This is a genomic window from Flintibacter sp. SJQ-8, assembly GCF_054108085.1.
This window is the reverse complement of the sequence record NZ_JBPJWR010000004.1, coordinates 483,506-505,959: the sequence shown is the minus strand read 5'-3', so window position 1 is coordinate 505,959 and position 22,454 is coordinate 483,506. Positions and strand designations below refer to the sequence as shown.

Annotated in this window: 17 protein-coding genes and 3 tRNA genes; 5 read left to right on the top strand and 15 right to left on the bottom strand. The window is 55.1% G+C overall.

Translation table 11 applies throughout. The annotated features are described in order from the left end of the window. Positions 1-31: 31 nt before the first annotated feature. From htpG to ACSAMP_RS03425, 3 genes are all read right to left on the bottom strand, one after another. Positions 32-1,948: a molecular chaperone HtpG gene (gene htpG, locus ACSAMP_RS03435; protein ID WP_457799516.1), complete on the bottom strand. Its 1,917-nt coding sequence runs from the start codon at positions 1,946-1,948 to the stop codon at positions 32-34. 231 nt (positions 1,949-2,179) lie between these two features. Next, positions 2,180-3,301 carry a peptide chain release factor 2 gene (gene prfB / locus ACSAMP_RS03430; RefSeq protein ID WP_441796995.1) on the bottom strand — a complete coding sequence of 374 codons (1,122 nt, stop codon included), beginning with the start codon at positions 3,299-3,301 and terminating at the stop codon, positions 2,180-2,182. A gap of 161 nt (positions 3,302-3,462) precedes the next feature. Next, a complete protein-coding gene (locus ACSAMP_RS03425; protein WP_457799515.1) occupies positions 3,463-3,585 on the bottom strand; it encodes a hypothetical protein in 123 nt (40 codons plus the stop codon). Positions 3,586-3,833: 248 nt separating this feature from the next. Here ACSAMP_RS03425 and ACSAMP_RS03420 point away from each other — a divergent pair. The 4 genes from ACSAMP_RS03420 to tnpA all read left to right on the top strand — a co-directional run bounded on the left by ACSAMP_RS03420 (position 3,834) and on the right by tnpA (position 6,098). Then, a tRNA-Leu gene (locus ACSAMP_RS03420) sits at positions 3,834-3,920 on the top strand. 3 nt (positions 3,921-3,923) lie between these two features. Next, positions 3,924-3,999, top strand: a tRNA-Met gene (locus tag ACSAMP_RS03415). 235 nt (positions 4,000-4,234) lie between these two features. Beyond that, positions 4,235-5,404, top strand: coding sequence for an ISL3 family transposase (locus tag ACSAMP_RS03410; protein ID WP_457799313.1), 1,170 nt, complete (start codon positions 4,235-4,237; stop codon positions 5,402-5,404). 217 nt (positions 5,405-5,621) lie between these two features. Continuing rightward, complete coding sequence (gene tnpA, locus ACSAMP_RS03405) at positions 5,622-6,098, top strand: IS200/IS605 family transposase (protein WP_457799514.1); 477 nt, start codon at positions 5,622-5,624, stop codon at positions 6,096-6,098. Positions 6,099-6,230: 132 nt separating this feature from the next. On the opposite strand, the gene ACSAMP_RS03400 is transcribed toward tnpA, so the two are convergent. The 5 genes from ACSAMP_RS03400 to mnmA all read right to left on the bottom strand — a co-directional run bounded on the left by ACSAMP_RS03400 (position 6,231) and on the right by mnmA (position 10,849). Then, a tRNA-Leu gene (locus ACSAMP_RS03400) sits at positions 6,231-6,317 on the bottom strand. A gap of 157 nt (positions 6,318-6,474) precedes the next feature. Next, complete coding sequence (metG, locus tag ACSAMP_RS03395; protein WP_441794980.1) at positions 6,475-8,454, bottom strand: methionine--tRNA ligase; 1,980 nt, start codon at positions 8,452-8,454, stop codon at positions 6,475-6,477. After that, positions 8,444-9,322 (bottom strand): hypothetical protein, encoded by an 879-nt coding sequence (locus tag ACSAMP_RS03390; RefSeq protein WP_457799513.1) that lies wholly within the window; start codon positions 9,320-9,322, stop codon positions 8,444-8,446. The genes metG and ACSAMP_RS03390 overlap by 11 nt, the downstream gene beginning before the upstream one ends. Before the next feature lie 139 nt (positions 9,323-9,461). Next, entirely contained in the window at positions 9,462-9,758 is a 297-nt protein-coding gene (locus ACSAMP_RS03385; RefSeq protein WP_441794982.1) for a hypothetical protein, read from the bottom strand. Then, positions 9,755-10,849: a tRNA 2-thiouridine(34) synthase MnmA gene (gene mnmA, locus ACSAMP_RS03380; protein WP_457799512.1), complete on the bottom strand. Its 1,095-nt coding sequence runs from the start codon at positions 10,847-10,849 to the stop codon at positions 9,755-9,757. Before mnmA ends, ACSAMP_RS03385 begins: the two co-directional genes overlap by 4 nt. 410 nt (positions 10,850-11,259) lie before the next feature. Here mnmA and nrdD point away from each other — a divergent pair, with 410 nt between their 5' ends. After that, complete coding sequence (nrdD, locus tag ACSAMP_RS03375; protein WP_457799511.1) at positions 11,260-13,386, top strand: anaerobic ribonucleoside-triphosphate reductase; 2,127 nt, start codon at positions 11,260-11,262, stop codon at positions 13,384-13,386. Between the two features lie 194 nt (positions 13,387-13,580). On the opposite strand, the gene ACSAMP_RS03370 is transcribed toward nrdD, so the two are convergent. The 7 genes from ACSAMP_RS03370 to ACSAMP_RS03340 all read right to left on the bottom strand — a co-directional run bounded on the left by ACSAMP_RS03370 (position 13,581) and on the right by ACSAMP_RS03340 (position 22,423). Continuing rightward, positions 13,581-13,982, bottom strand: a complete 402-nt coding sequence (locus ACSAMP_RS03370) for a zinc-ribbon domain-containing protein (RefSeq protein ID WP_457799510.1) — start codon at positions 13,980-13,982, stop codon at positions 13,581-13,583. A 7-nt stretch (positions 13,983-13,989) separates the two neighbouring features. Next, positions 13,990-16,365, bottom strand: coding sequence for a zinc-ribbon domain-containing protein (locus tag ACSAMP_RS03365; RefSeq protein WP_457799509.1), 2,376 nt, complete (start codon positions 16,363-16,365; stop codon positions 13,990-13,992). A gap of 1 nt (position 16,366) precedes the next feature. Next, entirely contained in the window at positions 16,367-17,047 is a 681-nt protein-coding gene (locus ACSAMP_RS03360; protein WP_457799508.1) for a hypothetical protein, read from the bottom strand. Further along, positions 17,025-18,683 (bottom strand): hypothetical protein, encoded by a 1,659-nt coding sequence (locus ACSAMP_RS03355; protein WP_457799507.1) that lies wholly within the window; start codon positions 18,681-18,683, stop codon positions 17,025-17,027. The genes ACSAMP_RS03360 and ACSAMP_RS03355 overlap by 23 nt, the downstream gene beginning before the upstream one ends. Further along, a complete protein-coding gene (locus ACSAMP_RS03350; RefSeq protein ID WP_457799506.1) occupies positions 18,683-20,545 on the bottom strand; it encodes a hypothetical protein in 1,863 nt (620 codons plus the stop codon). The genes ACSAMP_RS03355 and ACSAMP_RS03350 overlap by 1 nt, the downstream gene beginning before the upstream one ends. Next, positions 20,538-21,818, bottom strand: a complete 1,281-nt coding sequence (locus ACSAMP_RS03345) for a site-specific integrase (RefSeq protein ID WP_457799505.1) — start codon at positions 21,816-21,818, stop codon at positions 20,538-20,540. Before ACSAMP_RS03345 ends, ACSAMP_RS03350 begins: the two co-directional genes overlap by 8 nt. A 299-nt stretch (positions 21,819-22,117) precedes the next feature. After that, positions 22,118-22,423 carry a helix-turn-helix domain-containing protein gene (locus tag ACSAMP_RS03340; RefSeq protein ID WP_457799504.1) on the bottom strand — a complete coding sequence of 102 codons (306 nt, stop codon included), beginning with the start codon at positions 22,421-22,423 and terminating at the stop codon, positions 22,118-22,120. Between the last annotated feature and the right edge of the window lie 31 nt (positions 22,424-22,454).

Sequence of the window (22,454 nt, the reverse complement as noted above, 5' to 3'; positions counted from 1 at the left end):
GTGGGGGAAGGCTATTTGATCTCGCGTTCCATTACACCATCAGCGACGAGACCATCTGGGCGAAGCCGGCGGGGTCCTCCAGGGGCAGACCGGCCAGCAGCAGGGCCTGGTCATAGAGCAGGGTGGAATACTTGCTCACAGTGTCCTTATCCCCGGCGTCCAGGGCCTTCTTCAGGGCGGCGAAGGGGGCGGCGTCGGCGTTGAGCTCCAGCACCCGGTCGGCCTTCATGTGCTGGCCGCCCTCCACCTTGTTCATATACTTCTCCATCTCCAGGGAGACGGGGCCGTCGGCGGTGAGGCAGCAGGCGCCGGACTTGAGGATGGCGGAGATGCGGACCTCCTTCACCTTGTCGCCCAGAGCCTCCTTCACGGCCTCCAGCACGGGCTTTCCGGCCTCGGCCTTCTCCTCGGCGGCCTTCTTCTCCTCCTCGGTCTGGGGCAGGGCGTCCTCGTCGGCCACAGACTTGAACTGCTTGCCGTCCAGCTCGGCCATGGCCTTCATCACAAAGTCATCCACGTCCTCGGTGCAGTACAGGATCTCATAGCCCTTGTCCAGGATGCGCTCCACCTGGGGCAGCTTGGCGATCTTCTCCGGGGCCTCGCCGCAGGCGTAATAGACGAACTTCTGGTCTTCAGGCATCCGGTCCTTATAGGCGGCCAGGGTGGTGTAAGTGTTCTCCTTGGAGGACCAGAACAGCAGCAGGTCCTGGAGCAGGTCCTTCTTGGCCCCGAAGTCGGCCACCACGCCATACTTCAGCTGGGTGCCGAAGGCGTGCCAGAACTTCTCATACTTCTCTTTGTCGTCCTTCTGCATCTTCAGCAGCTCAGACTTGATCTTCTTTTCCAGGGCGGTGGCGATGACCTTCAGCTGGCGGTCATGCTGCAAGATTTCACGGCTGATGTTCAGGGAGAAGTCGGGGGAATCGACAACGCCCTTCACAAAGCGGAAGCAGTCGGGCAGCAGATCGGCGCACTTGTCCATGATCATCACGCCGGAGGAATAGAGCTGCAGGCCCTTCTGATACTCCCGGGTGTAGAAGTCATAGGGGGTCTGGGCGGGGATATACAGCATGGCCTTATAGGTCACGGCGCCCTCGGCGCTGGTGTGGATGACGGCCAGGGGGTCCTGCCAGTCGTTGAACTTCTCCTTGTAGAAGGCGTTATATTCCTCAGGGGTGACCTTGGACTTCTGCCGCTGCCACAGAGGAATTTGGGAGTTGATGGTCTTCCACTCCTTCACCGTCTCCCACTCGGGCTTATAGTCGTCCCCGGCGTCGGCGGGCTTGGGCTTCTGGCGGTAGTCCTCCACCTCCATGGTGATGGGGTAGCGGATATAGTCGGAGTATTTCTTGATGAGCTGCTGGAGCTTAGCGGTCTCCAGATACTGGTCATAGTTCTCCTCGTCGGCGTTGGCCTTCAGGTGCATGATGATGTCGGTGCCGGGCTGCTCCTTCTCGCAGGCGGTGATGGTGTAGCCGTCGGCCCCGTCGGACTGCCACATCCAGGCCTCGTCGCTGCCCCAGGCCTTGGTGATGACGGTGACGGCGTCGGCCACCATAAAGGCGGAGTAGAAGCCCACGCCGAACTGGCCGATGACGTCGATGTCCTCGGCGGCCTTGTCGTCGGCGGACAGGTCGGCCTTGAACTGGCCGGAGCCGCTGTGGGCGATGGTGCCCAGGTTGGCCTCCAGATCCTCCCGGCTCATGCCGATGCCGTTGTCAGACACGGTGAGGGTGCGCTTTTCCTTGTCGGGGACGATGGTGATCTTCAGGTCCGCCCGGCTGATCCCCATGGAGTCGTCGGTGAGGGACTTATAGGCCAGCTTGTCCTCCGCGTCGCTGGCGTTGGAGATGAGCTCCCGCAGGAAGATCTCCTTGTGGGTATAGATCGAGTTGATCATCAGGTCCAGTAGCCGCTTGGACTCGGCCTTGAATTGCTTCTTTGCCATGGTAAATGCCTCCTATATCAAACAAAGCTGTTTTGAAAACAAACCTAGCACTCTGTTTATATGAGTGCTAACGATATGATAGCGCGTTCCCGGCAAAAATGCAAGGGAGTTCACAATTTTTTTACACTTTGCGCCCTGGAGTGTCAGCCCAAGATAGAAAAGCGGCATAAAAGATCCGCCCCAGAACGGTCAAAGCTCTGCGGCGGATCTCAAATGCTTTTTTGGTTTTGTTTACTTGGTGGCCCAGGTGCCTGTGGCCTCGCAGGTGAGGTAGGCGTTGATGAAGCCGTCCAGGTCGCCGTCCATCACGGCGTTGATGTTGCTGGTCTCATAGGCAGTGCGGTTGTCCTTCACCAGCTGATAGGGCATGAAGACATAGGAGCGGATCTGGCTGCCCCACTCGATCTTCAGCTGCACGCCCTTCAGGTCGGAGATCTTCTCCGCCTTCTCCTGCATTTGCAGCTCCACCAGCTTGGCCCGCAGCATCTTCATACAGTTGTCCTTGTTCTGGAACTGGCTGCGCTCCTGCTGAGAGGCCACCACCACGCCGGTGGGCTTGTGGATCAGACGGACGGCGGAGGAGGTCTTGTTCACGTGCTGGCCGCCTGCGCCGCTGGCGCGATAGACCTGCATCTCGATGTCCTCGGGCCGGATCTCGATCTCCACGTCCTCAGGCAGGTCGGGCATGACCTCTACCGAGGCGAAGGAGGTCTGCCGCCGGGCGTTGGCGTCGAAGGGGGACACCCGCACCAGACGGTGGACGCCGTGCTCCCCACGGAGATAGCCATAGGCGTTCTCGCCCTCGATCATAATGGTGGCCGACTTGATGCCCGCCTCGTCGCCCTCCTGATAGTCCATGATCTGATAGGTAAAGCCGTGGCGTTCGGTCCAGCGGGTGTACATGCGATAGAGCATCTGGGCCCAGTCCTGGGCCTCGGTGCCGCCGGCACCGGGGTGGATGGTCAGGATGACGTTGGAGGAGTCGTACTCCCCGGTGAGCAGGGTCTGGAGCCGGGCCTCCTCCATCTCGTGCTCCAGGGTCTGGAAGCTTTCCTCCAGCTCGGGCAGGAGGGACTCGTCCTCGAACTCGTTGCCCATCTCGCACATGGCCATCATGTCGTCCCACTGGCTCTGGCGCTTCTTCTGGCCGTCCACCTTGTCCTGCAGGTTCTTGATGCGCTGCTGGACCTTTTGGGCCTTGGCCAGGTTATCCCAAAAGCCGTCGGCGGCGGACTCGGCCTGGAGCATATCCAGCTCGCGCTCGGCGCTCTCCAGGTCCAGGGCCTGGCCCAGCTCCTCCAGGGCGGGGGCCAGGTTGTTCAGCTTGACTTTATACTCGTCGAATTGGAGCATAAGGGTCCTCACTCTCTCTTGTAAAACTCCCGGAAGTCCGGGGAACGTGTTGATTTAAGCCAAACTATTATATATGAAGGGCCGGGAAAAGTAAAGAAAAACCTGGGCCGCCGACCACAAAGGGCGGACGAAAGGGCCGTCTTACCGATAAGACGGCCCCCTCAGCGGTCACTGACCCACCAGCCCTCGCCCCGGAAGATCAGATCGTCCAGGTCGTCCCGGGGGGCGGGCTGGGGCGGCGGCTGCAAAATAGGGGTGGAAATGGTCTCGCTCAAACGTCTCATAAATCGGTTCCTCCTGTCTCTGTTCCATTGGTAGTCGCCCGGCAAAAGCCGGTACATATCAGTATATGGCGGGCACAGGGAGAGAAGTGCCGATTTTTGTACACCGAGGCAGAAAATTTTGGAAAAATTTTCTGTGTTTTTCGCTGGGGAAAGCCGACGAACACAATTTGAAAAATTCCTGTTGACAAAGGCAAAGATATGTGTTAAACTATCCTAGCCTTAAAGGTTGAGACTGGAGTACACAGTTTGCCGGAGTGGCGGAATTGGCAGACGCCCGGGACTTAAAATCCCGTGGGAGCGATCCCGTGCCGGTTCGACCCCGGTCTCCGGCACCATATCGCGGGGTAGAGCAGTTGGTAGCTCGTCGGGCTCATAACCCGGAGGTCGCAGGTTCGAGTCCTGCTCCCGCAACCATAAAAGCAGCCGTTTTCGATAAGAAAGCGGCTGCTTTTCTAACTTTTTGAGGGCACACCCTCCCAACATTCCTTCTCAAAGGTCGCGGCGAAAGCCTCGGCCTTTTTTTATGGTTCTATAATAAATGTTGGGGTCAGGTGAAGAACCTGACCCCTTAATTATGAAAAAAGTTGAGCATAGAGGAAAAATCCCTTATCATAAAAGTACCACCAATCACAACAAAGGAAAGATCTCTATGCTCAACAAAGATTATACCGCAAAACTGCTGAACTTGGAAGACGCGATTATTACAAATGTTGAAAACATTTCTGGAGAGGTACACATTTTCCTCGAATTACCCAGAACAAAGCACCCGTGCCCAGCCTGCGGCGCGCTCACTGACCGTGTACACGACTACCGAATGCAGACGGTCAAGGATGTTCCCTTTGGCAGAAAAACGCTGCTGCACCTGCGTAAGCGGCGTTATCGCTGCATGTGCGGCAAGCGCTTCTTTGAGAAAAATTTCTTTCTCCCAAGATACCACCGAGTCACCAGCCGGCTGGTCGCTGCGATCATCGGTGCGTTTCATGAATTGGTACCCGCTTCAGAAATTGGCGCACGCTACAACGTCTCTGGGGCGACCGCAGCGCGATATTTCAAATACGTCGCCTTTAAGCCGACCCAATTGCCGGAAGTGCTCTCCATCGACGAATTCAAGGGCAACTCCGGGGGAGAAAAGTACAACAGCATTATCGTGGATGCTGAAAAGCACAAAGTGGTCGATATTTTACCAAATCGCTTTGAGAACGATCTTATCAAATATTTCTCACAATTCCCATCCAAAACCGGTGTAAAATACTTTGTCTGTGACATGAGTCCTCATTTTCGAGCGGTATCCAAAACCTGTTTTCCCGGCGCTGCCATTGTCGCGGACAGGTATCATGTGATCCGCCAGGTCTATTGGGCGATGGAACGTGTCAGAAAGAAGGAGCAGAAGAAACCCTCCGCCAGATTCCGAAAATACTTCAAGAGATCCAGATGTCTTCTGATGAAACCAATGGCAAAACTCTCGAACGAAGAAATGGAGCGGCTGGCTCTTATGTTTGAGATCGCGCCCAGACTTGCGGACGCATATCGACTAAAAAATGAGTTTCTTGACGTGATACGCGCCAAATCATCTGCGGCAGGAAAACCGAAACTGATCGATTGGCTGCGGTCTGCTGAGACAATGGGCCTACCAGAATTTTCTGATTGTATCAAAGCATATCGCAACTGGTTCCGCGAGATTTTGAACTCTATGGATGTACCCTGGTCAAACGGCTTCATCGAAGGCTGCAACAACAAAACGAAAGTCCTGAAACGTGTATGCTTCGGCATGCGTAATTTCCATAATTTCAGAAGACGTATCCTGTTTTGCCACACATAAAAGCAGTGCCGAGAGTACTCCCGGCACCGCTTGAGACGATTTCCTTTTTCTCTACCCCAACTATTGACGTAGAACCTTTTTTATTATAGAAAGAAAACCACCGGCACTGCCGGTGGTTCCAAAAAGCTTTAGCTATACAGATAAAAAATATCCTCCTTTGGTATAATGGTGGAGGTCTGCCAACCGCCAGCTAAAACCAAAGGAGGAATCGAGTCAGATGAAACTTGATGTATCGAGTTTAGCACACACGAAGTGGGAATGTAAATACCATATTGTATTTGCCCCCAAGTATAGGAGACAAATTATATACGGGAAAATCAAGCAGGATATAGGCCAAATGTTGCGGAAGCTGTGTGAATACAAGGGAGTGGAAATCATAGAGGCGGAAGCATGTAAGGACCATATCCACATGTTGATTAGTATCCCGCCAAAGTACAGTGTAGCACAGATCATGGGATATTTGAAAGGGAAAAGCAGCCTGAAGATCTATGAAAAATACGCCAATCTAAAGTACAAATATGGGAACCGGCATTTTTGGTGCAGGGGCTATTATGTGAGCACGGTTGGACGAAATCGGCGAGCAGTAGAGCAGTACATCCGAAATCAGTTGCAGGAAGATATTGCGGCAGACCAGATGAGTATTACAGAGTACGTAGACCCGTTTACGGGTAAGCCGGTAAACGGAGGCAAGTAAAAAAGCCCCTTTAGGGGCATGCCCGGGAAATCTGCGCGATTGGCAGACCGTTCGACGAGCCTATAGGCTCCGCCCGGAACATGCCCCAGGGGGGCTTGTGCAAACCACCGGCACGGCCGGTGGTTATGATTTTGGTGCGCGAGGCGGGAGTCGAACCCGCACGCCCTTGCGAGCACTGGCACCTGAAGCCAGCGAGTCTACCAATTCCACCACTCGCGCATCCATATTCGGTTCACGCTGAAGCGATACGCTCAACGCGAGATAAATAATACCACGGCTCTTTGAAAATGTCAACCCTTTTGTTAAAAAACAACGGGGCAGGAGGGGACAAAACCGGCCCCCGAGGAAACCTCGGGGGCCGGAGGATCAGCGCGTGTCAGCACATCTTGGCGCCGGCGGGGATCTTGTCATCCAGCATGAGCAGGTTCAGCCGCTCCTCGCCCCGCTCGGTGTGGACGGCGGAGATGAGCATGCCGTTGGACTCCAGGCCCATCATCTTCCGGGGGGGCAGGTTGACAATGGCCATCAGGGTCTTGCCGATGAGCTCCTCGGGCTTGTAGAACTGGGCGATGCCGGACAGGATCTGGCGGTCCGTGCCGGTGCCGTCGTCCAGGGTGAAGCGCAGCAGCTTGTTGGACTTCTTGACCGCCTGGCAGTCCTTGACTTTCACGGCCCGGAAATCGGACTTGCAGAAGGTGTCGAAGTCCACCTTCTCTTCAGTCTGGGGCTCCAGCTCCAGGGGAGGCAGGGCGGCCTTGCGGGCCTGGGCCTCCAGCTCCTCCAGTTCAGCCAGGGCCTTCTCCGTGTCCACGCGGGGGAACAGATTCTCGCCCTTGGTGACGGTGGCGGTCTCGGACAGACCGCCCCAGGCGGCGGCGCTGTCCCAGGTCTGGGCGGCAGGCTCCGCGCCGATCTGGGCGAAGAGCTTGGCCATGCTGTCGGGCATGAAGGGGGTCAGCAGGATGCCGCAGATGCGGGTGGTCTCCAGCAGGTTATACATCACGTGGGCCAGGCGAGCGCCGTTGGCCTCCATATCCTTGGCCAGGGCCCAGGGCATGGTCTCGTCGATATACTTATTGGCCCGGGCAATGACCTTAAACACCTCGTCCAGAGCCTTGTGGGGGGCATAGGCCTCCATGTGGCCCTCGTACACGCCCCGCAGGGCGGAGGCCATGGAGATGAGCTCCGTGTCAAAGCTCTCGGGGTTCTCCCAGCTCTTACATCCGGCGGGGAGCTGGCCGCCGAAGTATTTGCCCACCATGGCGGTGGTGCGGCTGAGCAGGTTGCCCAGGTCGTTGGCCAGGTCGGTGTTGATGGTCTGGATCAGCAGCTCGTTGGAGAAGTTGCCGTCGGAGCCGAAGGGGAAGGTGCGCAGCAGGAAGAAGCGCAGGGCGTCCACGCCGAACTTCTCCGCCAGCAGATAGGGGTCCACCACGTTGCCCTTGGACTTGGACATCTTGCCGCCGTCCAGCAGCAGCCAGCCGTGGCCGAAAACTTTCTTGGGCAGGGGGATGTCCAGGCTCATGCAGAAGGCGGGCCAGATGATGGAGTGGAAACGGACGATCTCCTTGCCCACGATGTTCACGCCGGGCCAGTAAGCCTGGTAGTCATGATAGCGGTCGTTCTGATAGCCCAGGGCGGTGATGTAGTTGAACAGGGCGTCCAGCCACACATAGACCACGTGCTTGGGGTCAAAGTCCACGGGGATGCCCCAGGTGAAGCTGGTGCGGGAGACGCACAGGTCCTCCAGGCCGGGCTTGATGAAGTTGTTTACCATCTCGTTCACCCGGCTGCGGGGCTCCAGAAAGTCGGTGTTCTCCAGCAGATCCTGGACCTTATCGGCGTACTTGGACAGGCGGAAGAAATAGGCCTCCTCCTCCGCGTCGGTGACGGGGCGGCCACAGTCGGGACAGCAGCCGTCCTTCAACTGGCTCTCCGTCCAGAAGGACTCGCAGGGGGTGCAGTATTTGCCCTTATAGGTCCCCTTGTAGATGTCCCCCTTGTCGTACATCTTTTTGAAGATGCGCTGGATGGACTGGACGTGATAGTCGTCGGTGGTGCGGATGAACCGGTCGTTGCTGATGTTCATCAGCTTCCACAGGTCCTTCACGCCCCGGGGGCCCTCCACGATGCGGTCCACAAACTCCTTGGGGGTGATGCCCGCCTCCTTGGCCTTGTTCTCGATCTTCTGGCCGTGCTCGTCGGTGCCGGTGAGGAACATCACGTCGTAACCGGCCAGGCGCTTATACCGGGCCAGGGCGTCGGTGGCCACGGTGCAGTAGGTGTGGCCGATGTGCAGCTTGTCGCTGGGGTAGTAGATGGGGGTGGTGATATAAAACCGCTTTTTATTCTCCATTGTTGTGATCTCCCTCGTTGTTAATTTCCTTCGTGGGGGCCAGCCGCGCTCCTCCGGAGCGCACCGGACCCATATGGCTCAGCAGGGCCATGGCCCCGGCCAGATCGCTGAGGATAAACGCCGCCGCCAGGGCCAGCCGGAAGAGGTCCAGACTGTCCCCCAGGCTGAGCAGCCCCAGATAGACGCCGAACAGGCAGAAGAACAGCCCCCGGCGGGGATGGGGGTGGGCATAGCGCAGGGCGGCCAGCTCATAGCTGCCCAGCATCAGGAAAGCCACCGCCGCCAGGGCGGGACCATAGTCCATGAGCACCGGGTCGGTGCCGTGGTTTAAGTGGAAGGCGAACAGCCAGGCCAGGCCCGCCGCCGGCTGGACCAGGGACCAGGGACCGGCCTTTGTGGTGATGGGCCCCCGATAGCCCTCCCGCCCCAGCACCAGCAGGGCAGGGCCGGACAGAAAGCTGAGCAGGGCGCACAGCAGCAGGGCGATGGGATAGGTGACAGGATAGGTGGCAGACCCTGCCGCGAGGTTGGCCCGCCAGACCGTCAGCTGGTAAAAGCCCTCCTGTGCGGTGAGGGCGCCCCCGGCCAGCATGAGCAGGGCCCCGGCGGCCATCAGGGTCATATACAGGGCAGAGGGGCAGGGGAGGGCCTCCTCCGCCGTGTTCGGCGGACCCTCCCGCCGCAGGGCCAGCAGCAGCACCGCCGCCACCACCGCCGTCAGGGCCAGCAGCAGGACGGGGGCGGGGCCGCCGGCGGGGAACAGCAGGGTCTCCGGGTCAAAGCTGACCCGCCGCTGCCACAGGCGCAGTCCCAGCCCCAGGATGCCGCTAAGCAAGGCCAGCCCGGGCAGATATACGTTCTTTCCCATGAACGGTGAACGCTCCTTTTTCTTTGGTACAGATTTTAAGACGCTGTTTTTATGATATACCCCCCGGGGCAAAAAATCAAGGCGGCGGGCCGGTTTCCAACCCATTTCCCGGATATTTTCCCGGCTTTTTCGGGGGCTATTATTTGTGGCGCAGCTTGTCCTCGTGCTTCTTGCCGCCGAACTGGCGGGCCACGGCGACAACGAGCATGATGATGCCAAGAATGTTGACCACGCCGGAGGCCCAGTCGGGCAGCATCCCGTGGGTATACAGCATCTGTCCGGCGGCCAGGAAGACCAGGTCCACCAGCAGCAGGCTGCGGGCCACCGGGTCCATGCGGGCGCGGTCCCGCACCTGTTTGTCCGCCAGGGCGCTGTCACGGGCCCGGGCCCGGACGGCGGCGCTGGAGTTGTTGTGGCGCTTTTTCGATTTGCTCATAGTGATGCTCCTTCTCGTTCAATGACGCCGCCGCCCACCACCAGGTCGCCGTCGTAAAAGACCACGGCCTGGCCGGGGGTAACGGCCCGCTGGGGCTGGTCAAAGACCACCTGCACCCGGTCCGGGGATATCTGCTCCACGGTGCAGGGCTGCTCGGCCATGCGGTAGCGGATCTTGGCCCGGAGACGCAGGGGGGCGTTTAATTGGTCAAAAGGTATCCAGTTCACGTCGCTGGCGGTGAGGGTATCAGAGAACAGGGACGCGTTGTCCGACAGGACCACGGCGTTGTCCTCTGGCCGCACCTGCTTGACATACAGCCGCCCGTGGTTAGAGGACACCCCCAGCCCCCGGCGCTGGCCCACGGTATAGCCCACGATGCCCGTGTGCTCCCCCAGGACGTGGCCCTCCTGGTCCAGAAACGGCCCGTGGGGATAGGTCTTTCCCGTGTGGCGGCGGATAAAGGCGGCATAGTCCCCGTCGGGGACGAAGCAGATGTCCTGGCTCTCGTGCTTTTTCGCGTTGATGAGTCCCTGCTGGGCGGCGATGGCCCGGATCTCGTCCTTGGACAGCCCGCCCAGGGGGAACAGGCTGTGGCTGAGCTGGTCCTGGGTCAGGTTATACAGCACATAGCTCTGGTCCTTCTCCGGGTGGAGGGCCTTGTGCAGCAGCCACCGGCCGCTGCCTCGATCATAGCTTAGGCGGACATAGTGCCCCGTGGCCACATAGTCCCGGTCCAGCTCCTTCGCCCGCTGGAGCAGGGCACCGAATTTGAGATATCGGTTGCAGTCGATGCAGGGGTTGGGGGTCTCTCCCCGCTCATAGGCGCAGGCGAAGCGGTCCATCACCTGGTGATGGAACTGGCGGGAGAAGTTGAACACATAAAAAGGAAAGCCCAGCTGCCGGGCCACCGCCCGGGCGTCCTCCACATCGTCCAGGGAGCAGCAGCTGCTCTCCCCCTCCACGCCCACATCTCCGTTGTCAAACAGCTTCATGGTCACGCCGATGAGGTCGTGGCCCGCCTGTTTCAAGATCCAGGCCGCCGTGGAGCTGTCCACGCCGCCGCTCATGGCAACGGCCACCTTTGCGCACATGCTGCGTCCCCCTCTCTGGAGCACTGGGTTACATAACGCCCAGTATCAGGAAAATCAAAATGGATAACGGTCATTTTGCCCAACCGCTTGAGAATACTTTTTGCAGTATATCACACTTTTTTTCCGTCGGCAACCACCGGGAAAATCACGCCAAACCCCACAGGCCCAACCGTTTGCAGGAAAACAGCCTTTCCGAATACATATTGTATTGCTTGGTTTTTATACAGCGGACGGACACAAGATATTGTAGACCCGCACAATTTACAAACGAGGCAAAGCGTGGTATACTTCAGTTCCGGTACCCCAAGTGGGTCCCAACAGATTTTCCCGGCGGCAGCCTTGCCGCCGTTTTCCATGTACTTTGCGCGTGTTTTTTGTACCAAGGAGAGAATTTGAGAGGAGTGCGCACCGTGAAAGTCATCAAGCGAGATGGAAAGATCGTCGATTACGACCGGAGCAAGATCGTCCGTGCCATAGAGAAGGCCAATGCAGAGGTAGCCCCCGAGGAGCGGCTGCCCCGTGACCGCATCGACGCGGTGATCGACCGCATCGAGGCCCTGAAGCGCCCCCGGATGCTGGTGGAGGACATCCAGGACCAGGTGGAGCAGGGGCTGGTGGAGGAGAACAAGTTCCACCTGGCCAAGACCTATATCATCTATCGCTATAACCGGGCCCTGGTGCGCAAGGCCAACACCACCGACGAGTCCATCCTGTCTCTGCTGCGCAACGAGAACCAGGAGCTGGCCGAGGAGAACTCCAACAAGAACACCATGATCGCCGCCACCCAGCGGGACTACATCGCCGGTGAGGTGAGCCGAGACCTGACCCGCCGCCTGCTGCTGCCCGAGTTCATCTCCAAGGCCCACGACGAGGGAGCCATCCACTTCCACGACGCGGACTATTTCGTCCAGCCCATCTTCAACTGCTGTCTCATCAACATCGGGGACATGCTGGACAACGGCACCGTGATGAACGGCAAGCTGATCGAGTCCCCCAAAAGCTTTCAGGTGGCCTGCACCGTGATGACCCAGATCATCGCCTGCGTGGCCTCCAACCAGTACGGCGGCCAGTCGGTGGACCTGCGCCACCTGGGCAAATACCTCCGCCGCAGCCGGGAGAAGTTCCGCCGCCACATCGAGGCCGACTGCGCCGGTCATGCCGATGCGGAGACGCTGGAGCGGCTGGTGGAGGACCGGGTGCGGGACGAGCTGAAGTCCGGCGTACAGACCATTCAGTATCAGATCAACACCCTGATGACCACCAATGGCCAGTCCCCCTTCGTCACCCTATTCCTGAACCTTCAGGAGGACGACCCCTATCTGGAGGAGAACGCCATGATCGTGGAGGAGGTGCTGCGCCAACGCCTGGAGGGCATCAAGAACGAGGCCGGGGCCTATATCACCCCCGCCTTCCCCAAGCTGGTGTATGTGCTGGACGAGCACAACTGCCTGAAGGGCGGCAAGTATGACTACATCACCGAGCTTGCCGTAAAGTGCTCCGCCAAGCGGATGTACCCCGACTATATCTCCGCCAAGAAGATGCGGGAGAACTACGAGGGCAACGTGTTCTCCCCCATGGGCTGCCGCTCCTTCCTGTCCCCCTGGAAGGATGAGAATGGCAACTATAAGTTCGAGGGCCGCTTCAACCAGGGCGTGGTCTCCCTGAACCTGCCCCAGATCGGCATCCTGGCCCGGGGGGACATGGACAAGTTCTGGTCCCTGCTGGAGGAGCGCCTGGACCTGTGCTATCAGGCCCTCATGTGCCGCCACAATGCCCTGAAGCAGGTGCGGTCCGACTCCTCCCCCATCCACTGGCAGTATGGTGCCATCGCCCGCCTGCCCAAGGGCGCGCCCATCAAGCCCCTGCTCTACGGCGGCTACTCCTCCATCTCCCTGGGCTATATCGGTCTGTACGAGGTGACCAAGCTGATGACCGGCGTGAGCCACACCCAGCCCGGCGGGACCGAATTTGCCCTGAAGGTGATGAACCGCCTGCGCAAGGCCTGCGACGACTGGAAGGCCAAGACCAACATCGGCTTTGCCCTGTACGGCACCCCGGCGGAGAGCCTGTGCTACCGCTTCGCCCGCATCGACAAGGAGCGCTTCGGCACGATCCCCGACGTAACCGACAAGGGTTATTATACCAACAGTTATCACGTGGACGTGCGGGAGCACATCGACGCCTTCCACAAGTTCACCTTCGAGTCCCAGTTCCAGAAGATCTCCACCGGCGGGTGCATCTCCTATGTGGAGATCCCCAACATGCGCCACAACCTGGAGGCGCTGAAAGAAGTGGTGCGCTTCATCTATGACAACATCCAGTACGCCGAGTTCAACACCAAGAGCGACTATTGCCAGGTGTGCGGCTTCGACGGGGAGATCATCATCAACGATGACAACCAGTGGGAGTGCCCCGTCTGCCACAACAAGGACCGGGCCAAGATGAACGTCACCCGCCGCACCTGCGGCTATCTGGGCGAAAACTATTGGAACGTGGGCAAGACCAAGGAGATCAAAGCGCGGGTGCTGCATCTGTAAGTTTAAATTATAACTGTAAAGAGACAACTTGATCGCGAACAACTATAACCGAAAAATTTTTTCTTTCGGATTTGACCAAAAAATGAACATTATTCCCGAGTAAACTGAAAAATCCAGCTTGCGAAGGAATGAACAAAACAGACACCAGATTTGAACTGGTGTCTGTTTTGCTGCGTTCTGGAAGTGTCATTTTACTATAGAATGAAGCGGGGACTGGGGATGCGCCTTCCATTACAGAAAGTGCATGGATTGTGACCTCGCTTCAGTTTCAGCAGCCGGTTCTTTGGGGACATGATATAGGGATGATGACACTGCGGACAGTTCCACCACGCTGGCTCGGTACTGGAATCAAGAATACGGTCAGGGTCCAGACCAATCAGTGTGTTTTCGTTGACCGCCCACTCTTTGGCAATCAGGTCAGGATGCTTTGCCTGTAGTGTGTTATAGCCTTGGGATGGCTTTCTTTCACTGCAATAGGGGCAGGAATCGTCTCCAACTTTGCGAACGGCAATAATAGAACTATATTCGCCATGGCATGTGGGGCAGTTCCAAAGAGCCGAAGCGGGACTGTTTCTGCGGACCTCTTCCGGGCCCAACTCATTGTTAGGAGACCATTCCAGGGATAACTTCTGGGTCCACGGTGACTAGATCGTTGTAGCCTGTCAGAATTTTCTTGCCCCTGCAATACGGGCAAGCGTCATCCCCAACCTTACGAGCGGCGATAATATAGCTATACTCACCATGGCATGTGGGGCAGTTCCAAAGAGCCGAAGCGGGACTGCTTCTGCGAACCTCCTCCGGGCTCAACTCATTGTTGGGGGACCATTCCAGGGATAACTCTGGGTCCACGGTGACTAGATCGTTGTAGCCTGTCAGAATTTTCTTGCCCCTGCAATACGGGCAAGCGTCATCCCCAACCTTACGAGCGGCGATAATATAGCTATACTCACCATGACATGTGGGGCAGTTCCAAAGAGCAGGAGCGGGACTGCTTCTGCGAACCTCTTCCGGGCCCAACTCATTGTTAGGAGACCATTCCAGGGATAACTCTGGGTCTACGGTTGATAAATCGTTATATCCGGTTAGCGCTCTTCGATCCTCACAATACGGGCACCCTGCTCCGTTGACCCGATTGGACACAAGGTCAAACCATTGCCCTCCGCAATCCGGGCACTTCCATTTCATTCGGGAGGAAGAAGATGCCAAGATTCGTTCCGGTTCATCGGCAGAGAGACATTCCGCTGCAAGCTCTGGATATAGAGCTGCCAGAGAGTTGACACCGGGGGTTGCCTTTGCGCCGGAACAATAGGGACACTTGAATAACACCGGGACACCATGCTCATCCAGAACGAATGCGTCCACAATGCGACGATGTGTTTTGGTTCCGCAGGATGGGCATTGAAAATGCGCCGGCTTGGCGGAAAAAAGAGTATATTCCTCGGGAAGATGGGGGTTGTTTTCTTCGTAATCCCACCATGTTTTCACCTGCGGGTAGCAGGCTACAAGGTTGTTCTCACTTTCCATTGCCCGATATTTCCGGCATCGGCCTTTGTGAGAGATGACAATATTGCCGTTTTCATCTGTATGCAGCAAGGAATGGATACCGGTGTACAAATCCATGCCGCAGTCCGGGCAATTCAAGTGAGCCATGAACTGCGAACCTTTCGTAAACTGCTCCGGGCGGAAGGGCGCATTGGCTTCGTAGTCCCACCAGTCTGCAATTTCGGGGCAGACCTTCAGCAGATTATCTTCCGGGTCACCCTTGGAAGAATATCCGCACACAGGGCAGGCAACGGGGAGGAGACGGCCATCTCTGTGCGTGCTGACGAATGTATGAATATCCCTCCGTAAGTGCAGGTGGCAGGCGGGACAGGTGAGGTAAGCCTCATAGTGGGAGCCTCTGGTGACCTTGTCCGGTCCAATCTCATTTCTGCTGTCCCACCACTCCCCGAGTTCGGGACATTCCAAAATGACAGGACCATTATTTAGCATGGCGCGGCGCTTGTCTGCCTCTGACGCGGCACACCTCTGGCAGCGCAATACATGCCAGACACCGTCAATCTCACGGAATGTGTTGGCCGCCTTGCGATGCAGTAATTTTCCGCAGGTGGGACAATGTGTGTATACCTTTGTCAGGCTATACAATGTCAGTTCGTTGGGCGCGTACTCATTTTTCTCGTCCCAGTACAGATCGACCTCTGGGCACGCCTTTACAATATTACTGTCCTTTTGGCGGCGCAAATCAAGCTGCTTTTTTCGGGCACATTCCACGCAGGAAGTAACACGATATGTGCCATCGCTGTCCTGCGTCAGTGCGTCACAGATAGCAATATATCGCTCCTTGCCGCAGTCTGGGCAAAGAATGTACTCTTTTTTCCCGGACGATATGGTATAGTACTCGGGTTTGTGGCGGTTTTTGTCATAGACCCAGTAATCCACGATGCTTGGGAACACTTCCGTCAGAGTGTTGTCCGGTTTCCGTTTGCCGCAAGTGCGGCAGTGTATAACGCGACCAACTCCATTCTCGTCCGGAGCCCAGGTAAACCGCACATTCCGTTTGACAGGCGTTCTGCAGATGGGACAGTTTGTCCACACCTTTTCGCTGGACGAGGCGGAGTATTCCGAGGGCTTGTGCCCGCCGTTTAATTCATTGTTCCAGTATGTGTCAATATCCGGGACTGCGTCGGTGAGCCATACTCTGCTTTTAGGGACGGTTGGTGAGCAGGTTTGGCAGACGGGAACACGGTAGCTCCCGTCTGCCTGTTTGATCAGAAAACGATACATTTCCCGATATAGTTTGGCTCCGCATTTTGGACATCGGAAATGTATTTTGACATTGGAACCGGTGGTGAGGGAATGAATGTCAATGTCGTCGTTCTGTTCGTTGTCCACCCAGTCAAGAATCTCGGGGCAGGCATCGACAGCCGAGATGCTGCTGCGCTTTGCATTTTTTAGCTTCTTTTTTGCGTTCTTATCCATATCAGTTATCAAAATCACCCAGCAGACTGTTCACGGAATCGTATTCAAACGGACCTATCCCAGTGTCAGCCCCTATCATATGCTTTTCCATCTGCTTCTGCGGAACGACACTGCTTACCACTTCGAGAATTCCCTCCCGCTGTAAAATCGCGTTTGCCGCATCGGGATAGATGTAGTCATCGAGCAGCTTTTTCATCTTGACGACAGCCTGTTCTTTCTGCTTGAATTCGGCGTTGACAGCTTTTCTCTGAACCTTGCTCCAGTGTTCTTCCAGCTCAGAACAGTGTACTTCCAGCTCCTGCGCCCTTTTTTCGGCCTTCTTTCGGGCGGAAATCGCCTCGGCTGCATGAGCAGCGATCCGCGCATAGTATCTGTCCCGGACCATGAGTGCCTCTTTCAGGCTCTCGCGTGTGCGATGCTCCGAAAGAAACACATCTACGTCAAGCGTTTGATAGGTGACAAGGTCAGAGTAGATGACTTCCTCTGACCCTTGGTTCACGGTTTCAAGATATTCGCGGAATCCGGTCTGCCGACGGATGGTGTGGTCCTGCACATCATAGCCCCTGCTGCGGATGTATGTACCGAACGCCGGAATCGTGACCTTGATGTTTGGATTGTTGAGCCGATATTCGTCCAGTAGCCGGATCAGCTCGTTATCTTCAATCGACTTTTGCTTTGGCATGTTTGACCTCCATCGTTTCCAAAAGATATTGCTCATAGGAATAGGCAGCGCTGCTCAGCCGGTTTAGGATGCTGGCGATCTCTTCGGTGCTGCCGCGCCCACGGCGGACCTGAGTTACAATTTCGTGCAGGACGCTGCATTCGGTTTCAATCCGTCTCTTATAGATGTCTTTGGCATCGTGAAACCCTTTGTTATTATCCCTGTAATAGTCACAATTCGGGCAATACCCCATCTCGCCCTCCGGCCCGGTCACTCTGTAGCAATCCGAGTAATCATGATGTGCTACTTTGGAAGAATAACAGGCCCCGCCGTAGGAGCAAGGGGTGGCCTGGCCGACACACAGCTTGCTCTGCGGCCCACTCAGGGCGTATACCTGTTCTCCACTCATCATTTTCCGGTACTGTCTGTATACCCTGCACTCGACGAGGGTGGAGATGTTGGAGTAATAATGCGCCGACATGGCTGGATTGTCGTGACCTGCGAGAAGCATAGCCGTCACAGGAGACGCGCCCTCTGCAATCAAATTGATGAGTGCGATATGGCGGGTATCTCCAAGGCGGATGTATTCAATCACATCATCTTCCGGCAGAACGGTCCCTTCATAATTCATCAGTACACGATAGCCGTAGCGACCCTGCAAAATATCTTTGTAATAATACCGCAGGCAAGTTTTCAAGTTCGTGTAGGTGAAATAGCGGCTTGTATAGGGTGCGTTCCGCTGCCACATCCGGTAGTGCATGGCGGTTGCGAACAGGGTCCCGATTTCCGTGTCGCTGCAATCACGGGTTTTAGCAAGATACCACTGGATTTCTTTGCCAAGCTGTGCGGGGATTTGATACCTGACGTTCTGGTAGTCCTCGCTGATTCGGTAGCCCTTGGTCTTGCCAGACCCCTTGATTTTGTTCTTGCGGAGGGTGATGTAGAATTTCCCGTCTGCGACCTCCAGACAGTCCCGTGGTGTCAACACAAACTCGTGTGGACGCATCGGAACAACGCCCGTAATGTTCCACCACAGCCAGACAGGGAAGAAAAAGAGCTTCTCTTCTTCGTTCACCGACTCGGCCCAGAAGCGCTTTAGAACGTCGTGGAAACGAAAATAGCTCTCGAAGGTTGCAAGAGTGCGCTGTTTTCCGGCCCTGGAGAAGCAGAATCTATCCCATCTGTCATCGCATTGCTGGAGCAGAGCATCTACCGCTTCATTGCGCCCTTCTGTGGGTAACATGGAGAGGAAATCTGTGACATAATGCAGCCACGGCAATTCTGACTCGGATAGAGAAGATGCAATCTCTCCGTTTTCTGCGTAAACCACCCTTTTAATTGCGAGAATGATATGCTGTAGAGAGGTGAGAGATAGATTTCCCAGATTGCACACGATAAATGTTTTCAGATATTGCTTGAATTCGGTGGAAGTCAAATGGAACTGCGCGCCAAAATCATGAAACTTTGCTTCGTCCAACGAAAAATCAAATCCACGATTGTCTCTCTCATCGGACAAAATCCATTTGTCTTCGTCAAACAGTCCCGTCCTGACAATGCCTTTCTCTTTATAGGCGAAGAAGTGCATTCTTGCATCGTTGATTGTTAATTCGTCGAGTTCCGGGATGACAGTAATGGTCAAAAAATGTTCATTTGTCATTATTTGGTCTCCTTGATAATTTTCTCCAGTGCTTCTCTGGCGTGCGGACCGTAGGCTTCGTCCATGCTATGCAGCATTCCGTCGATTCCGGGCAAGATGATGTCCCGGACAATGGCCCTGCTGCGCTGCCGCTCCATTTCGTAAGGCGTTGTTTGGCATATGTTTTTGAGACGCTTTACCTCCCGCACCATCAGATACATAGTCATTTTGGTGCTGATTTCATACTCACACTGGGGACAATTCGTGATTTCGGGGTGGGGACAACCTTTCCCGAAAGCCGTCATGAAGCACAGACAGGAGCCGCACTTGGAGGTGGCATCCCCGTTGCCGATCCGGTGCAAGATTTCCAGGATTTCTTCCTTGGAACAGTGGGTATAGATGCTGGAGACAAGCTCTGTAGATTTCCGCATACTCTGCTGCATCACGGCAACGCACCGTTCGGCATCTCCGGGGGACAACTGGACCTCCTTCAAAAGCTTTGTCTGCCCCTCAACGGATAGCCGATTATAATCTTCTCCCAGCAGCATTTTGAGGAGCATGGAGACATTCATCGACAGCACGCCGCGCTCAAACAGTTCTCTGGCTACAAATTCCGGCGTGTACCCACTCATTTTGGCATCTTTCAGATACAGACTGGTCGTCTTGGCGAAATCGCCGTATGAGCCCTTATGGGACCGAGCAAGGGCGGCGAGCAGATAGCCCTTGACATGAAAATCGTCATTGACCCCCAGAATTTCATCGGTCAGGACGCAAATCATCTGGAGATACGATTTGTTCGCAGCGCGTGAATGAAAATTTGCCTCCAGAAACAGGTCCCCAATCTCATCACCCATGTACCGTGTAATGTCCTCATAGGTGGATATCCTGCGGACCAGCGGCTTGGTTTGCTCCTCGTGCGCGATTTGAAAATGGGCTTCCGCCGCAGCAAACAGAATGCCGATATGGACTTCCACGCTTTCCGGTACGAAGAATTTGATCGTACCGACACCGGATGTTCCCTGCGTCTTGTGCGGGGTCAGCCGGAGGACATCAAGATGCCAGAGGATAGAGTAGAGAACCGCTCGGGCTGATTCATCCGAAAATGTACCATCTTCGATTTCTTCCAGTATCTTTTCTGGCGTGTCGGTAAGTCTCGGATGGGGAATTCGCTCTAAGTCTGTGTTCCGCAGCGCGCACAGGAAGTGCAGAGATAGAAAAAGCCAAGTGTCTGCGTAGTTCTTCGACGCAGCAGCGCGGGCGTACATATCGGTTTTTTCGATGTATCCGCTGTTATACAGATGATACAGGATGGAGAGGTAGTAATCTGGGTCATAGGCGCTGCTGGCATCGGAATCGTCGGAATATTTCTCCATGAAGTAGAGATTTTTATATACAGTTTTTGCCTTTTTGTGCATCCAATTTGCGAAATCGGCAAGCAGATCGCCGTATATCTTGGACAGGACCTGGTATCCATCCTCCATCAAGGCGCTTACTTCCGCATCGGTTGACTCGTGCAGTTCCCCAGGCAGGTAGGAGAGAAGGAAATCTGAGAGGTAGTGCAGCGATTTGTCGGTCAGCTGCTTCTCTTTTGCGTAGCGGGTCAGCATTCGGGCAGTCTTCGGCAGGATGGATGCCAGTTCGCCGACCAGATAATCTGCTTTGCCCTTGCTGGACAAATGGTATCGTTCGCAGTATGCGGAGATGTTTTGCCCTATCTTTTCCGCTTGGTCATCTTCCAACATCAGTTTGCCATCTTTGCTGACCGGACGACACCCGTACCACTGGTTGTTTACCAGAAGTTGAGATACGCGGAACAAAAAATTCGGATCGACAATGCCGTAGCTGCTGCCAATGGACAGAATATATTCTTTTAGGTCAGTCATGCTTTTCCTCCTCAATCTTGCCTGCTCTCCACAACAAGTAGTCAAATGCCTCGTTGTTGACCAACTTATATTGCTTCTCCAGCTCGCTTTTGCCGGTGATGTAGGGCAGTGCCGACTCCGGGGAGGTATCTCCTCTCCAGTACATCAGTCCCGCGACATCTTCGCCGTACAGCACGAGTTTGATAGAGTACCAATGCCTCAGAATGTGCGGGCTGATGTGGGTTTTCTGCAAATGGTGGCCATAATTGACAACTTGGGGGTCGTCGGATGCGAGCATCGTCGGGATACAGGCCTTCACCGCCTTCTGAAAGGCTGCGCGATATGCAGGATAGGTGTAAGCCTTCCCCACGGAGGTATTAGTCAGCGCCCCGTAGGCCGATTCATAAGGTTTGCCTTCGATATATTTTATATAGGTGTTGTAGCAATCAACAAACGCCTTCAAGAAAGCGTGATATACTTTTTGCTTTCTCGGTTTCTTGATTCCACCGACGCTGACCAGATCAGAGCGCAGGTTGAACTCGGTTCGAAGGTCAATGGTCACATTTGTGACTTCCCCATCGATGACTTCAAAGTCGAGACCGGGACCCAGCACCGAATCCGCACGCCGGACATTACAGCATTCCGACGGACGCAGCCCAGCAAATGCGCTGCATGCGGTAAGCATCAGGATATTCCGATGATTCCGCGCAATCTCGTCCATGATAATCTGAAACGCTCCTTCGGGAATATCCCGGAATATCGCTCTGCTGCTGGGGCGATAATTTATCTCGAAAACCGGGACCTTCTTTTCGACATATCGTCTGGATTTTCGGACAAACACCTTTTCGGTGCGATAAAGGTCGGATACCTTCATTTTGCAGGACGGATGATCGGCAATCACCAGATCAAGAAAATCAATCACAGCCGAGATGCAGAGATTGACCGTATTCTTTGCCCGATGTGTATCTGCGCCATCATCCGGGAGCCTGCACAGGCCGTAGTCCCGAAGGAAATCCTTGACCATAACAGCTTCTATATCAATAAGTCGTTTGATGTGATAGCGTTGAAAAAATACATAGTTCAAGAGCTGCGCAACATAGACACACCGATTATCCTGCCCTGCATCGATGCTTCGGGATAGGGCTCTTTTTCCGCCCCGGGCGTATCGGTGAAAGTCAGTCCAGCCGATGATGCCCCCGGCTTCGTCCTGAAGGACAATCAGCTGCTTCCGCAAGAGCGCGCCGTCAGCGCATACGATGTGGTATTTGTATACTCCAAATTTTAAGCTGTTCATTTGAGAACCTCCATTCAATATAAAAAATTATAGAAGTCAGAAATAAATATAGCCATGCCGCACAGGGCAAATTGAATCCCTGTACGGCATGGCTTTTCACAATGAAAAAGCGACTCTGATGCGGAAATCAGAATCGCTGTCAATAATGTAATCTGTGGCTTTTAAAATATTGGATGGTACTATTATAACACAGTTGAATTCTAAGTCAATGATGAATATGTTCCTTTTTGTTCCGATAATGTTCCGACAAAATTTCTATCGCTATCGTTTAAGGTAACGACTGTGGATTTGTGAAACGGTCAATCTATCTCCAGCAATTTTTTGACTGCTTTCTGCATTTCAGGGTGCCCTTGATATGCGCTGATTAAAGCGCGTTCATCGCCGGAATAGTGATCTTCAATGCCAAGCAAATCAGAAATTGAGATGTCCAATACATCGCAGATTTTATAGAGCGTTTCTAAGTGCGGGGTACTGGTTCCGGTTTCCCAAGAGGAGACAGCGGCAGCGGAAATGTGAAGCACTGCTGCCAGCTCCTTTTGTTTGAATCCTTTTGCCTTTCGATAATGGTTCAAATTTTGAGAGAAGGTATTCTGAGTTGCGTCCATGTATATCACACTCCAGGAAGAAAAGAACTTT